At 75.0% G+C, this 13,432-nt stretch carries 8 protein-coding genes; 4 read left to right on the top strand and 4 right to left on the bottom strand.

Features of this window, described 5'->3' with window-relative positions; all coding sequences use genetic code 11:
• Positions 1-145: 145 nt before the first annotated feature.
• The 3 genes from WMF43_RS50555 to WMF43_RS50545 all read left to right on the top strand — a co-directional run bounded on the left by WMF43_RS50555 (position 146) and on the right by WMF43_RS50545 (position 6,378).
• On the top strand, positions 146-3,586 hold the full coding sequence (locus WMF43_RS50555) for an SUMF1/EgtB/PvdO family nonheme iron enzyme (protein ID WP_437676268.1): 3,441 nt from the start codon (positions 146-148) through the stop codon (positions 3,584-3,586).
• Between the two features lie 185 nt (positions 3,587-3,771).
• Positions 3,772-4,935: an acyl-CoA dehydrogenase family protein gene (locus WMF43_RS50550; RefSeq protein ID WP_437676266.1), complete on the top strand. Its 1,164-nt coding sequence runs from the start codon at positions 3,772-3,774 to the stop codon at positions 4,933-4,935.
• 252 nt (positions 4,936-5,187) lie between these two features.
• On the top strand, positions 5,188-6,378 hold the full coding sequence (locus WMF43_RS50545; protein ID WP_437676264.1) for a glycosyltransferase: 1,191 nt from the start codon (positions 5,188-5,190) through the stop codon (positions 6,376-6,378).
• 143 nt (positions 6,379-6,521) lie between these two features.
• Here the strand turns inward: WMF43_RS50545 and chrA are convergent, their stop codons facing one another.
• The 3 genes from chrA to WMF43_RS50530 all read right to left on the bottom strand — a co-directional run bounded on the left by chrA (position 6,522) and on the right by WMF43_RS50530 (position 10,489).
• The gene (gene chrA, locus WMF43_RS50540; protein WP_437676263.1) at positions 6,522-7,766 is read right to left on the bottom strand and encodes a chromate efflux transporter; all 1,245 of its coding nucleotides are present in this window, start codon (positions 7,764-7,766) and stop codon (positions 6,522-6,524) included.
• A 104-nt stretch (positions 7,767-7,870) separates the two neighbouring features.
• Positions 7,871-10,042, bottom strand: coding sequence for a VWA domain-containing protein (locus tag WMF43_RS50535; RefSeq protein WP_437676261.1), 2,172 nt, complete (start codon positions 10,040-10,042; stop codon positions 7,871-7,873).
• 249 nt (positions 10,043-10,291) lie between these two features.
• The gene (locus WMF43_RS50530; RefSeq protein WP_437676259.1) at positions 10,292-10,489 is read right to left on the bottom strand and encodes a DUF5522 domain-containing protein; all 198 of its coding nucleotides are present in this window, start codon (positions 10,487-10,489) and stop codon (positions 10,292-10,294) included.
• 305 nt (positions 10,490-10,794) lie between these two features.
• Between WMF43_RS50530 and WMF43_RS50525 the strand changes: the two genes are divergently transcribed.
• On the top strand, positions 10,795-12,735 hold the full coding sequence (locus WMF43_RS50525; RefSeq protein ID WP_437676257.1) for a hypothetical protein: 1,941 nt from the start codon (positions 10,795-10,797) through the stop codon (positions 12,733-12,735).
• Between the two features lie 83 nt (positions 12,736-12,818).
• Here WMF43_RS50525 and efp read toward each other — a convergent pair whose 3' ends face one another.
• Positions 12,819-13,382 carry an elongation factor P gene (gene efp / locus WMF43_RS50520; RefSeq protein WP_437676255.1) on the bottom strand — a complete coding sequence of 188 codons (564 nt, stop codon included), beginning with the start codon at positions 13,380-13,382 and terminating at the stop codon, positions 12,819-12,821.
• Between the last annotated feature and the right edge of the window lie 50 nt (positions 13,383-13,432).

The following is a 13,432-nucleotide window of genomic DNA, read 5'->3' as shown; positions in this document are numbered from 1 at the left end:
CGGGACCTCCTCGTTGCTCTTCTCCGCTCCGGCATCCGCCTCCCTGCGCATTTTCCTGGGGTCTCTCCGCGCTCGGCGTTCTAGGCTCGGCCGCCGCTCTCCCCACGCCGTAGAGCCGGCCGCCCGGACAAGGAGGCCCGAGCGCGTGCTGACGACCCGACGATCCCGCTCGCCGATCTCCCTGCTCGCCGCCCTGCTCGTGCCGCTCGCCGGCGGCGCGGGCGCGTGCTCCGGCCGTCCGATGGCGGACCCGCCGGCGCCCGCCCGCACCGCGGCGCCCGCGCCAGACCCGATTCCGGCCGCAGCCCCGGCGGCGCCGGCCGCCCTCGCCGCCGCTGCACCCGCGGCCGCCGACGCCGCGCGGCCCGGCCGCACCCCGCTCGGCGCCGCGCCGGCTGCGCCCCTGCCGTTCGTCATCGAGCCGGCGCTCGACCGGCGCTCGGTGCTCTTCCTCTCCAAGGTGTCGTCCGACCGGGTCGGCTGGGTCAGGCGCCTCGACGCCGCGACGGGCGAGCTCGGGCCGCCGCTCCTGCTGCTCGACGAGGACCTGGCCGGCGCCCTCTCCTCCGCCGGCGGCAGCACCACGCTGCTCACCTCGCGTGACGGCGAGCTCTGCGCAGCGGCGTTCCTCCCCGGCGAGACCACGGCCGCGTCGCGCGCGTGCGGGCCGACCCGCGCGAGCGCGATGGCGGCCGTGGGCGAGCGCGTCGCCCTGCTCGAGCTCGAGCTCGCCGACGCCGCGAAGCGCGCCGAGGCCGCGGCGCAGCGCGCCCGGCGCGAGCGCGCCGCCGCGGCGAAGCCCGCCCGCAAGACGCCCGCGGCGAAGCGGCCCGGGAAGACCACGGGCGCGAGCGGCAAGGCGACCCCGAAGAAGACGACCCGGAAGGGCCGCGGCGACGACCGCGGCCGCGACGGCCGGCCCAAGAAGGGCGCGCGCCCCGCGGCGCGGCCGAAGCGGCCGGATCCGCTGCCCGAGGTCGAGCTGCGGATCCGCTGGATCTCACCGGCCGACGGGATCGCGGCGACCTCGTCCCCGACCGGGCTCCGGTTCCGGCCGCCGCTCGACGGCATGGATCTGATCGACGCGGCCGCGCGGCCGGGCGCGATCGACGTGCTCCACTACGCGGCGAGCGCGAGGAAGCCGAGCACGTCGTGGCTCGGCAGCGCGCAGATCGCCTTCGCCTCGCTCGGCGAGGACGGCAAGCTCGATCCGGGCCGGCGCGCCGTCGTGGTCGAGGAGGACCTCGACTTCGGCTCGGTCCGCGGCCACCTGGACCCGCGCCTCGTGACGACCAGCGCCGGCTCGGTGGTCGTCGACGTCACCGGCCGCAACGGGGCGTGCCAGGCGACACGCGTCGCGCCCTCGCTCCAGCGCCTGCTCGCCGGCGCGTGGCCCAAGGCGGTCTGCGCCGTGGATCCGGCGCGCCTCGCGGACGCGACCCCGCCCGCGCCGGCGGAGCTCGGCGCGCTCGAGCACATCGCCGCGAGCGGCGCCCGGCGCGCCGCGGAGCAGCCGGCGTACGATCCCGGGCTCGCGGCGTGGGCGGGCGATCGCGCCTATTTCCAGACGATCTCCGGCGAGCTCTTCTCGGCCTCGCGCGCCGACGGCCAGCCGCGCCGCGAGCCGGACCCGTTCCCGGCGCGGCGCGCGCGCATCGCGTGGGGCGCGATCGCGACCGACGGCGAGGGGCTCGCGCTCGCCGCGGGGCAGCTCCACCGGCTCGACGCGCGCGGCCGGATCGCCGCCGCAGGGGCGCCGCCGGGCCTCGCCGCGGCGCCGACGCAGGGGCTCGCCGCGGCGCCTCCGGGCCTCGCCGCCGCGCCCCCGCAGCCCCCCGCCGCCGGGGCGCCGGGCGCCCCGCTCGGCGAGCCGGAGCGCCCCGCCGACAGGCGCCGCGCCGCGCGCATCGGCGCGTCCTGGTGGCTCGCGCGGACCGACGTCGCGCGCCTCCTGCCCGCCCCGCTCGTCGTGCCCGCGCTGCGGGGGCGCGCCCACGAGGAGGGCGCCGTGCTGGTCGGCGGCCGCGCGCGCGGGCTCTTCCTCGAGGTGCTCGGCGACCGGCTCCAGCTCACCGCGCTCGACGCCTCGGGCGCGCTCACCGCCCTCGGCGCGCTCGCGTCGCCGGTGCGCGCGGGGCTCGACGCCTGCGAGCGCCGGGGCGGCGGGGCGATCGTCGCCGGCGTGAGCGCGAAGGACCCGGGCGAGGTCGTCGCGCTCTCGATCGACGCGCTCGGCCGGCCCGGCGCGGCGCGCGCGACCTCGCTGCCGCTCGCCGAGGGCGACCTCGCCGTGCGGCTCGTCGCGTTGCCCCACGGGGGCGCGCTGCTCACCGACCTGGCCCGGCGCCACGTGGTCTGGCTCGACGACGACGGCGCCGAGCTCGCGTCGCAGCCGTGGCCGGCCGACGACACCGGCGCGTTCTGCGTCGACGGCCAGCCCGCGCGGCGCGTCGTCCCGGCGCCCTCGCCCGGGCTCTTCGCGGCCATCCCGGAGCTCGCGGCCCCCGGCGCCTGCGTGACGGGCGACGCCGTCTGGACCGCCGACGGCAGCCTGCGGTGGTTCGGGAGCTCGGTGAGCGGCCTCGACGCGCAGGCCGAGGCGGGCCTCGCGCGCCCCGCGCTGCCCGAGCTGACCGCGGGCGCGCCGGCCGCGGTGCGCCCCGCGGCGGCGCGCCCCGCAGCGGGCCCCCCCGCGGAGGCGCCCGCGCTCGCGCCGCCGGGCGCGCCCGCGTGCCCCGCGGACATGGTCGCCGTCGCAGGCGGCCGGTTCTGCATCGACCGCTTCGAGGCCATGCTCGTCGACGGCGCCACCGGCGCGGCGCTCTCGCCCGACTACCCGTCCACCCCGAACCTGCTCGAGCTCACGCTCGCCCAGTGGTCGACCGGCCGGCGGCGCGCGGGCGACGTCCACGCCCGCGCCTTCCCGCTGCCGCTGCTCCCCGGCTGGCAGCGCGGCCGCGCGACCGCCGCCGCGGCACGCTCCCGGCTCGGGGTGCGGCCGAGCGGCTACACGACCGGCCTCGTCGCCGAGAGCGCGTGCGCCGCCGCCGGCAAGCGGCTCTGCTCCGTCGACGAGTTCGTCACCGCCTGCCGCGGCGAGGACGACACCCTGTACCCGTACGGCGACACGTACGAGGAGGGCACCTGCAACGTCTTCCGGAGCGCGCACCCCGCCGCCCTCCTCCACGGCAACGCGTCGATCGGCCACCTGGATCCCCGGCTGAACCGCGCGCGCGCCGGCCGGGAGCCCCTTCTCCGGGAGACGGGCGCGAGCCCGCGGTGCAGGAGCCGGTGGGGCAGCGACGCGGTCTACGACCTCGTGGGCAACCTCGACGAGTGGGTCGACGAGCCGGACGGCGCGTTCGCGGGCGGCTTTTATTCGCGCTCGACCCGCGCGGGCTGCGAGGCCCTCGTCACGGCGCACCCGAGGACCTACCTCGATTACTCGACCGGCGTCCGCTGCTGCCGGGACGGCCTCTCGCCCCCGCCACCGGCGCCGGCGCCGGCGCCAGAGCGGGAGTCACCGCCGGACGCCACCGCCGATCCCGCGGGCTCGGCGCCGCAGCTGCCCGGACCGCCGCCGTAGCAGCCCGGCCAGGGCGAAGGCGCCGGCGCTCGCGGCCAGCCCCGGACACGTTGTCCGCAAGAGAGCCCGAAGCGAGCACACCGGCGACGGCACCTCTCGCAATCGAGAGCGTCTGCGGACGAACGGAGCGCACACCGCGCCACGCCGCCGCGTGCGTGCGCGTCCGCGTGCTACGTTGGGCAGTGATGAGCGTATTGTCCACCGCCACTGAAAGCGATCTGGAAAACCCGACAGAAGAGCACCGGATGCTGCGGCAGATGGTGCGCGATTTCACCCGGGAGGTCGTCGAGCCGCAGGCCGACGAGCACGACCGGACCGCCACCCTCAACGTCCCGCTCATGCGGCGGCTGGGCGAGCTCGGCCTGCTCGGCGTGACCGTGCCCTCGGAGTACGGGGGCGCGGGCATGGACGCGGTCGCCGCCGTCATCGTCCACCACGAGCTCGCCAAGAGCGATCCCGGGTTCACGCTCGCCTACCTCGCCCACGCGATGCTCTTCGTGAACAACTTCTTCCACGCCGCGAGCGACGAGCAGCGCGCGCGTTACCTGCCGAAGGTCGTCTCCGGGGAGTGGATCGGCGCGATGGGCATGACCGAGCCGACGAGCGGGACAGACGTGCTCGGCATGAAGACGTTCGCCCGGCGGGAGGGAGATCGGTACATCCTGAAGGGCCGCAAGGCGCTCATCACCAACGCCCCCGAAGCCCACGTCTTCCTCGTTTACGCGACGATCGAGGGCAGGGTCACCACCTTCGTGGTGGAGCGGGGATTCCCCGGGTTCTCGACCGACGAGAAGACGCCGAAGATGGGAATGCGGGGAAGCACGATGAGCGAGCTCATCTTCGACGACTGCGTCGTCCCCGCCCGGAACGTCCTCGGCCAGGAGGGGGGCGGGATCCGCAACATGATGAGGAACCTCGAGATCGAGCGCCTGACCCTGGCCGCCATGAGCCTCGGGATCGCCGATCGCTGCCTGGAGATCATGATCCAGTACGCGGGAGAGCGGCGCAGCTTCGGCAAGCCCATCGCCGAGCACGGGCAGATCCAGCGCTACATCGCGGAGAGCTACGCCAAGACCGAGGCCGCCCGCGCGCTCATCTACTCGGTGGCGCGCAACGTGAGCCCCGATCGCAGGAACCGGCTCGGGACGGACGCGGCCAAGCTGTTCGCGGCGCCCGTGGGCAAGGAGGTGGCCGACAACGCCATGCAGGTGCTCGGCGGCTGGGGCTACTGCACCGAATACAAGGTGGAGCGGTTCTTCCGGGACGCCAAGCTGCTCGAGATCGGCGGCGGCACCCTCGAGTCCCACCAGAAGAACATCACACGCGAGCTGATCGGCCGCCTGGTCTGAGGCCACCTCACCTCGCGCCGGGCGCGTCGGACTCCCGGTCCACCTCGCTCGCGCGCGATTGCGTCGCTGACGGATCTACAGCCCAGGTCGAAAACTCGACGGCTCGGAGCGCCCGCCGCGTATCGCCTGGACGGGAGCGGGCGGCGGCGGTGAAGCGCGAGAGGCCTTGTCACTCCGCGGTTGCACAAAGGCAGCGTCGGGTTTGCGGTCCGGCCATCGAGCCGCCACGCGCCTCCGTCAGCATGCGAGTCCATGGATTGGGGAGCTCTGGCGACGGTCGCGCCGACGGCGCTGTCTTCTACCATCTATGCCACGATCCAGGCTTCCTTCCTCTTGAGGGTCGCTCGGGCTCGGCCTCAGGGCGCGCCCGCCGCGGCGCGCCTGCCCGGCGCGACCCCGGTCGTCAGCATCCTCAAGCCGGTCGCGGGCGTCGATGACGAGCTCGCCGACAACCTCGAGTCGTTCGCCCGCATCGATTACCCCTGCTTCGAGATCCTCTTCGGCGTCGCGTCGCGCGAGGACCCGGCGGTGCCGGTCATCCAGGCGTTCATCGCGGCGCACCCCGAGGTGAAGGCGCGGCTCTGCCTCACGGATCCGAGCGAGGCGCTGAACCCGAAGGTGGCGCAGCTCATCGAGCTCACGCGCCGGGCGGAGGGCAGCGTCCTCGTCATCTCGGACGCGAACGTGCGAGTCCGCCCGGACTACCTCCACTCGCTCTTGTCGGTCTTGATGCGGCCGGGCGTGGGGCTCGTCTCGAGCGTGGTCGCGGGCACCGGCGAGCGCACGCTGGGCGCGGTGATCGAGAACGCGCAGCTCGGCGCGTTCATCGCCCCCGGGGTCGTCGCCGCCGCGGAGCTCGCGGGCCGCTCCATCAGCGTGGGCAAGTCGATGGCGATGCGGCGGGTCGACCTCGATCGGGTGGGCGGGTTCAGGAGCGTCGGCAACGTGCTGGCGGAGGACGACGTGCTCGGGCAGCGCTTCAGCGCGTGCGGGTTCGTGGTGGAGCTCTGCCTGGATCCGATCGAGAACCGCAACGCGAGCTGCTCGCTCCAGCGCACGCTGGACCGGCACACCCGCTGGGCCAAGATGCGGCGCGCGCTCGTCCCGCGCTGCTTCGCGGCGGAGCCGTTCAACTCCCCGCTGCTCATCGCCTGGCTGACGGTGCTGCTCAGCCCCACGCGCCTCGCGCTGGAGGTCTGGCTGTTCGCCTGGGCGCTGCAGAGCCTCGGCGCGTACCTGGCGCTGCGGTGGCTGCGCCCGACGCGCTTCAACCTGCTGCTCGTGGCCGCGGAGCCGCTCCGGACGCTCTGCTGGTTCTTCTGCTGGCTCAACGCCCACGCGAACCGGCGGGTCGCGTGGCGCGGCAACACGTTCTACATCGGGCCCGGCTCGGAGCTGATCGCCGCCGAGGATCCCGCCTCGGTCCGCTCGCCCGCGAGGTGACCGCGGAGCGGCGGTCACCCGCTTCGGATACGGGCCCATCTCGACGTTTTCGGTGCTCAGCGCACCGGAGTGCGCTTGCGCGCCGAAAACGCCGATCTGGGCCCGTCTCCTGTGCGGGTGACCGCCGCTCTGGGACACGCGCTCTAGAAGAGATGTGCGGCCGCGATGCCGGCGGCCGCGCCGCCGACGATGAGCCAGAGCGAGCTCACGCGGTAACGGACGAGCAGCACGGCCGCCGCGGCGGCCAGCGCCGCGGTGAGCCAGTCGACCACCGCGGCCAGGGCCAGGCGCCAGGCGACGACCGCCATCAGCGCGAGCGAGGCCGCGTTCACGCCGTCGAGGAAGGCCGAGGCGACGGCCGAGCGGCGCAGGCGCGGGATCAGCGGGCCGCTCAGCGCGACGAAGACGAACGCGGGCAGGAAGATGCCCGCCGTGGCCACGCCGGCGCCCGGGACGCCGCCCAGCAGGTAACCGATGAACGTCGCCGTCGTGAAGACGGGACCGGGCGTCACCTGGCCGACCGCCACCGCGTCGAGCAGCTGCGCCTCCGTCATCCACCGGTACCGCTCGACGAGGTCCGCGCGCAGGAACGCGAGGAGCACGTAGCCGCTCCCGAAGAGGACGGAGCCCACCTTGAGGAAGAACAGGAACAGCGGGAGCAGCCCGAAGGGCGCCGCCGCGGCGCCCCCGGCGAGCGGGACGGCGGCCGCGGCCCGCGCGAGCGAAGGCGCGCCCGCGCCCGCGGCGCCCCCGGCGAGCAGGACGGCGGCGGTCCCCGCGGAAGGGGGCGAGCCCGCGCCCGCGGCTCCCCCGGTGGCGGCGCGGTGCGCGGCGGCGAGCGCGCCGGCGGCGGCCAGGATCGCGAGCTCGTGGGCGCCGAGCAGGAGGGCGCCGGCCGAGAGCGCCGCCAGGGCGAGCGCGCGCCGCGAGCGCAGCCCGGTGCGGCCGAGGCCCCAGAGCGCCTGGACCACGACCGCGATGATCACCGGCTTCACCCCGTAGAGGAGCGCGGACATCTCGGGCAGGGCGCCGAACCGGACATACGCCCACGCGAAGCCGAGCGTGATGAGCGCCGCCGGGACGATGAAGCAGCCCCCGGCCACCAGGAGCCCCGCCCAGCCGCCCCGCCGATGCCCGATGTGGATCGCGAGCTCGGTCGAGCTGGGCCCCGGGATCAGGTTCGTCGCGCCGTAGAGATCGAGGAAGGCCTCGCGCGTCATCCAGCCGCGCCGGCGGACCACCTCGTCCTCCATCATCGCGACGTGGGCCGCAGGGCCGCCGAAGGCCGTGGCGCCCAGCCGGAAAAAAAGCAGCGCGAGCTCCCAGAGCGCCGCGCGGCGCGCCGGTCCGGGCGCTCGCGCGTCGTCGCTGGTCAGGCCTTCACCCATGCTCGCTGCTCACCAGGGCGCGGGCGCCGCCGCTCTCGCCGCGGACGCCGCCGGGGCCGCGCCGGGCGGCTCGTCGGCGCCCGGCGACGGCGGCCGCCCGATCCTCAATCGACGTCGGGCACCGGGATCTCCGGCGGGACGAGGAAGTAGATCTTGCGGGAGCTGAGCGTGGTCACGCTGTCGCCGGTCACGACGATGTTCGCCGTGAAGACCTGCGGCTCCGTCGTCGGCCGCACCGAGGTGTTGGCGCGCGGGAGCACGTCGAAGCAGACCGTGGGCCCCGGGAACACGTTGGTGTACGTGTCCGGGACGCCGTCGAGGTTCTTGTCGACGACGCGGAGCCCGGGGGTGCAAGGCTCCGGCGCCCCGTTGTTCGCGATGATCCGGTCCACGAACGCGCTCACGGCGTCGACCGCGTCGCTCTCGTCGTCCTCCGCCGACGCCGAGATGTCGAGCGTGACGTAGGTCGTGAGCACCTTGATCGCCTGCACGACAGCGACGTTCAGGCCGGCGCCGCCGCCGGAGACGTTGAACACGAGCGGGCACTTGTTGTTGGTCGCCGCCACGCCGCGCCCGTCCGCTCCCGTGCAGCACTGCTCGACCCCGCACTGCGGCGGCCGCATGCCGGCCGGCCCCCACGCCGTCGGCGGGACCACCGAGCCGGTCGCCAGCGCGCCGGCGACGAGATCGGCCTTGGCCTCGCTCCCGACGACGTCGTTCGTGACCATGCCGATGACGCGCCCGCCGAGGGCGGTCACCTTGCTCAGCGCCTGCGAGTAGCTCGGCGACGTGAACTCCTCGTAGTTGTACGAAGCGATCGTCCCGTTGTGGCTCGGCACGTCCGTGATCATCACCAGGATGGGCAGCGAGCCGACGCGGAAGCCCACGCCCCCGATGTCCCCCACCGTCTCCCCTGCCGGGATCGACAGGGGCGGCGCGGTATCCCGGTCGAACGGGAGCACGTTGGCCCCGGCCTCGGTCGTGCCCTCTCCGGTGGCGATCTGATAGAGGGCCTCCCAGCCGCTCTCCGGCGTGTCGTTGCCGCCGGAGGCCACGAGCGAGTTCACCGCGCTCTGCACCGATTGCCGCCCCTCCGGCGTGAGCACGCTCATCACCCGGTGCTCCAGGAAGAACGGCTCGTCGGCGGAGTCCCCGTACGGCCACGTCGGGAAGTCCTTGTACTGGGTCACCCCGATGCCGATGCTCGGGATCTCGTCGGCGAGCTGGTCGATCATCTCCTGGAGCGCGGTCCTCAGCGTCCCGATCGCGACGCCCATCGAGCCGGTGGTGTCCATCGCGAAGACCACGTCGGCCTGGGAGATGTTCGTCGAGAAGTCGAGCGTGTCCTGCGCCGGGTCCGGCCTCTGCTGGTAAGGCACGGTGAACACGAAATCGCCGTTGGCCCGCGGGTTGTCGAGGTCGTCGTCCGGGTTCGTGCCGGCCGCCTTCTCGATGAGATCGGTCGTGCCGTCCTCGTCCGTGTCCGCGCTCAAGGGGCTCGACTCGCCGGGGTCGAGCACGCCGTCGCAGTTCACGTCCTCGAGCCGGTCGAGCAGGCCGTCGTCGTCGCTGTCGAGATCGACGAAGTCCCACCCGTCGTCCTCGTCGCTGTTCCTGGGCGACTGATCGGGGTCGCCGTCGCCGCGCTCGACCGCGTCGGGCCGGCAGTCGTCGTCCGAGTCCTCGTCGCGGAACGCCGGGATCCCGTCGTCGTCGGCGTCGATCTCGCGCTCGAACCGGTCCTGGATGCCGTCGCCGTCGCTGTCGGTGTCGCGGAAGTCGGGCCGCTCGTCGCCGTCGGTGTTGAGCGGCTCCAGCGGGTCCGCGCCGAGCTCGGTGACGTCGGTGAGGCCGTCGCCGTCGTCGTCGAGATCCGCGTAGTCGAGCACGCCGTCCTCGTTGGCGTCGCGAGCGCCGTCGAGCCCGTCGGGCCGCCCGTTGTTGTCGGAGTCCTCGTCCCGGTAATCGGGCACGCCGTCGTTGTCGCTGTCGGGCTGCCCGATCTCGCCCTTCCCGGAGCGCCCCTCGTCCTTGTCGTCGAGGCCGTCATTGTCGGAGTCGGTGTCCAGGTAATCCGGGTCGCCGTCACCATCCGTGTCGATCAGCTCGGCGCGCCCCTCGTCCTCGTCGCTGATCCCGTCCTCGTCCTCGTCCAGGGTCGTCGGCTCCGTGCCGGCGTCCTCCACGGGCGCGGGCGGGTTGCCCGACGCTGCGGTGCAGCCGACCGGCAAGCAAAACAAGAGGCAGGTGAGCAGAGGGCGAAGACTGCGACGCATAGGAACTCCTGCGCGAATGTGGGAAAGAAATCCTAGACGCTTTGCGCAATCCGGATCAACCGACATTCCATGGGAGCCCGCGACGTCCGCCGCATCTGGAAACCTGAGTGACAACAACCGGAAGAGATCATCGCGGCCCGGGTCGCTCCCATACGTCTGCGAGACCGCCCAGGAAGTGTTCGCTCGTGCGGTGTCAGCGGAACGGCGCAGCGGGCTTTCGCCGCAGACGCTCGGCCGCCGCAGCTCGCGTCAGAGGAGCTTGATGCGCGGCATCGTGACCGGCACCGACTGCGTCGGAGGCGCCTCCTCCCGGTAAGGGCAGTGGCGGCACTTGGAGTTGCAGCAGTATCCCCGCTTCAGGTGATACGCCTCCGTGAAGACCAGCCGGCCCCCCTCAAGGTAGTAGTCTTCGCCTTCGATGGGCTTGGGAGGCTTCGGCCCGCGCATCGATCCTCGGTCAAGCTACTCCGAAATTCGCGCCCGCGCCATCGGCGCGCCCGCGCGCCCCACGCGCCCGGCAGTCTGCGCGGGCGCACGGCCGCGCGGCGGCCGCCGGCGGCGCCGCGTTGGCAGCCGGCGGCGCCGCGTTGGCCGCCGGGTGTCACGGCGCGCCGCGCCGCTCACGGGCCGTGCTACGCCTGCGCCGCCGCGCCGTTGCGCTCCGTGGCGCCTGGTTGCGCTTCGTTTCGCTTCGTTTCGCGCGGTCTAGCTCCGGTTACCGCTCACCGCCTGCTCAGGCCGGTCCGCCCGCGATGCACGATCGATCCCGCTCGAAGCTCCTCCGCGCCCTGCTCCCGCTGCTCGCCGCGACCGGCTGCGACGGCTGTCCGAGCTCCAAGCCCTACACGCCCTACACCCTCGGCTCGGCGGCGCCGTCCGGCTCCCCGCCCCCGCTGAGCGGCGCGCGCCCCGCCGAGGGGGACGCCGGCGCCGACCCGGCCGACGCCGGCCTCGCCGACGCGGCCGCCCCGCCGCGGTTCGCGGCCGTGCCGAGCGTCCCGGCGCCCGAAGGCGGCAAGCGGTGGCCCCTCGACGGCGGCGCCGTGGCCGCCGCGCCGACCGGGCGCACCTTCGAGACCGGGCTGCTCCTCGACGTCGACGGCGACGGCGCGCGCGACCTCGTCGCCTGGGCGCGATCGCCCGACGGCCTGCGCGGCGAGCTCCTGTTCGCCGCGGCGGCGCGGCCCGACGCGCTGCGCACCCTCGCCGCGCTCCCCGGCGACCTCGCCCCGCAGGGCTGCACCGCGCGCGCCGGCCTCACGCAGATCGGCCCCGCGACGCTCGCCTTCGATTTCTCCCCGCAGTGCGGCGCGCCGCAGCGCTCCGTCGACCTCCCCGCGACGCGCTGGATCGCCGTGATCCGCCTGCCCGGCCCCGCCGCGGCCGCGCCGCCGGAGCTCGCCCTCGAGCTCCGCCTCCGCACGCCGCCGCCCGACGAGTCGCTCTCGGCCTCCTTCGAGGTCGCCGACCGGGACGCGGACGGCCGCGACGACCTCGCGATCGCCGTCGGCCTCTCCGGCGCGCTCCGCCCGTTCCCCGCGCCGCCGGCCGCGGCCCCCGAGCTGCGCGCCCCGCTCGTCTACCTCGACCGCCCCGCCGGCCTGTCGCGCGACGCGGCGCAGCCCGGCGAGGCCCTGCGCGCGCTCGCCGCCTCCTTCCTCCGCGACGCGCGCGCCAAGTCGACCGCGCCGGCCGCCGCCGCCGCCGCGCAGCGGCTGCGCCGGCTCTACGCCGTCCTCTGCGCCGACGCCGCGAGCGGCGCGGGCGCGGTCGCCGGCCGCGACGCGGCGCGCGCCGGCGAGGGCCTCGTCTCGACGGGCGCGGGCCCCGTGCGCTGCGCGGAGCCGGGCCTCGCCGCCGCGATCGACCACGCCGAGGCGGTCGCGGCCCAGACCCGCGGCGCGCCGCTCGCGGCCGTGGCGGCGCTCGACCGCGGCGGCCCCGAGCCGCGCACGAAGGACGAGGGCAAGCTGCTCGCGAAGCTCGCGCCGCCGGCCACCGCCGCCGCGGTGCACCGCACCGCCGCCGCCCCGCAGCCGGGCGCCCTCGGCCCGCTCGCGTTCGAGGCGGGCGGCGCGCTGCTCGTCCGGACCGCGCAGGGCGTCGTCCGCGTCGACCCCGCCACGTTCGGCGAGGCCGCGGCCGACGTCCCCCCCTGGCCCGCGGCCTTGTTCGCCGGCCCGGTGGAGCTCGTCGGCGTCGAGCGGCGCTGCGACCAGCCCACGCTGCTCGCGCTCGTCCGCAGCTCGCCCGACGCGGTCGGCGAGATGGAGGTCCCGCTCCCGCTGCTCCGCGGCCAGGGCCCCCGCGCCCGCCGCGGCGCGGCCGCGCCGGAGCGCTGCGCCGGGACCGAGCGCCTGCCGTTCGCGCCGCTCGCCGCGTCCGAGGCCGGCTTCGACGTCGCCCTCGGCGCGGCGCTGATCTCGATCGATCTGCGGGCCGCCGCGCCGGTCGCGTCCGCGCGCTCCTTCCCGCTCGCCGCGCCCGCCCCGCAGGGCGCGGCGCGCTCTCCCGACGGCGCCACGATCGCGGTCCCCGCGGCCGGCGGGGTCCTCGTGGCGACCGCCGGCGGCGCCACGCGCCTCTGGTCGGGCGGCGACATCGCGCAGGGGACGGCGTGTGTCCCCTCGAGCGGCGGTGCGCGCGTCGCGTGTGTCGTCGGCGCGTCCGCGGTGATCTACGAGGCGAAGTGACCCCGGCGGCCCGGCCCTGCGCCTCCGTGGGTCGCGCATGCTCGTCCCTCGTCCGAGCGCGCGCTCAAGATCGTGCGGGCGATCTAGCGCTTGTTGACGCGCTCCAGGTACTTGCCGTCGGTCGTGTCGATCTTGATCCACTCGCCCTCCTGCACGAAGAGCGGGACGTTGACGGTCGCGCCGGTCGACACCGTGGCCGGCTTGGTGGCGCCGCTCGCGGTGTCGCCCTTCACGCCCGGCTCGCTGGTCACGATCTGCAGCACGACGTGCGGGGGCATGCTGACGCCGATCGGCTGCCCGTTGAACAGCGTCACGTCGATCGACATGCCGTCGCTCAGCCACCGGGAGTCGTCGCCGATCTTCTCGCCGGGCACCGTGAGCTGCTCGCCGGTCGCCGGGTCCATGAACACGAAATCGCTGCCCTCGGGATAGATGTACTGGAGGCTGCGCTCTTCCACGTCCGCCGGCTCGAGCTTCTCGCCCGACTTGTACGTGCGCTCGAGCACCGCGCCGGTCGCCATGTTCCGGATCTTGACGCGGGTGAACGCCTGCCCCTTTCCCGGCTTGACGAACTGGAAGTCGATGACCGAGTAGGGCTGGCCGTCGACCATCATCTTGAGGCCTTTTCGGATGTCGCTTGTGTCCATGGGCAGAGCTTCCTGGTAGCGTAGGGGCGGCTTGTCGGCGAGGCCGGGGT

The organism is Sorangium sp. So ce131, assembly GCF_051519095.1.
Classification (GTDB): domain Bacteria; phylum Myxococcota_A; class Polyangia; order Polyangiales; family Polyangiaceae; genus Sorangium.
Note: the sequence above shows the minus strand (reverse complement) of the source record. Positions and strands in the feature narration are given on the sequence as shown.

What these genes read in the sequence shown, in the direction of transcription:
- WMF43_RS50550 (WP_437676266.1), top strand. Translation starts at nt 3,772, where the DNA reads ATGAGCGTATTGTCCACCGCCACTGAAAGCGATCTGGAAAACCCGACA.
- WMF43_RS50545 (WP_437676264.1), top strand. Translation starts at nt 5,188, where the DNA reads ATGGATTGGGGAGCTCTGGCGACGGTCGCGCCGACGGCGCTGTCTTCT.
- chrA (WP_437676263.1), bottom strand. Translation starts at nt 7,766, where the DNA reads ATGGGTGAAGGCCTGACCAGCGACGACGCGCGAGCGCCCGGACCGGCG.
- WMF43_RS50535 (WP_437676261.1), bottom strand. Translation starts at nt 10,042, where the DNA reads ATGCGTCGCAGTCTTCGCCCTCTGCTCACCTGCCTCTTGTTTTGCTTG.
- WMF43_RS50530 (WP_437676259.1), bottom strand. Translation starts at nt 10,489, where the DNA reads ATGCGCGGGCCGAAGCCTCCCAAGCCCATCGAAGGCGAAGACTACTAC.
- WMF43_RS50525 (WP_437676257.1), top strand. Translation starts at nt 10,795, where the DNA reads ATGCACGATCGATCCCGCTCGAAGCTCCTCCGCGCCCTGCTCCCGCTG.
- efp (WP_437676255.1), bottom strand. Translation starts at nt 13,382, where the DNA reads ATGGACACAAGCGACATCCGAAAAGGCCTCAAGATGATGGTCGACGGC.